The 671-nt window shown below is 54.1% G+C and carries 1 protein-coding gene; it reads left to right on the forward strand.

The genetic code is table 11. The annotated features are described in order from the left end of the window. Positions 1-671 (forward strand): Ig-like domain-containing protein (locus H5162_RS21085; protein ID WP_182779449.1); only part of this gene is annotated, 671 nt, incomplete at both ends.

Here is a 671-nt window from a genome sequence, read left to right on the forward strand (position 1 = left end):
GCCACACAAAGTGATGCGGCGGGTAACACCTCCAGTGCAGCCAGCACCTCAGTGATTTTAGATAACGCAGCACCGAATGCCTTGACGATAAGCACCCCGATTGAGGTTGATGGCCGGATCAATGCTGTAGAAGATGGCAGTGTATTGATCACCGGCTCTGGCGCAGAAGCTAATGCCAGTGTCAGTGTGACCATCAGCGATGGCGCGAATAACTTATCGCGCACCGTGACGGCTGATGGCTCAGGGGCATGGACTATCAGTGGTAGTGAGTTTGATGTCAGCAGCTTTAATAACGGCACACTCACCGTCAGCGCCACACAAAGTGATGCGGCGGGTAACACCTCCAGCGCAGTCAGCACCTCGGTGGTTTTAGATAATACAGCACCGAATGCCTTAACGATTGCCACCCCGATTGAGGTTGATGGCCGGATCAATGCTGTAGAAGATGGCAGTGTATTGATCACCGGCTCTGGCGCAGAAGCCAATGCCAGTGTCAGTGTGACTATCAGCGATGGCGCGAATAACCAATCGCGCACCGTGACGGCTGATGGCTCTGGGGCATGGACTATCAGTGGTAGTGAGTTTGATGTCAGCAGCTTTAATAATGGCACGCTCACCGTCAGCGCCACACAATCTGATGCGGCGGGTAACACCTCCAGTGCAACCAGCAC

The sequence above is a fragment of the Pseudoalteromonas sp. SR41-8 genome (genome assembly GCF_014163915.1).
GTDB lineage: Bacteria > Pseudomonadota > Gammaproteobacteria > Enterobacterales > Alteromonadaceae > Pseudoalteromonas > Pseudoalteromonas rhizosphaerae.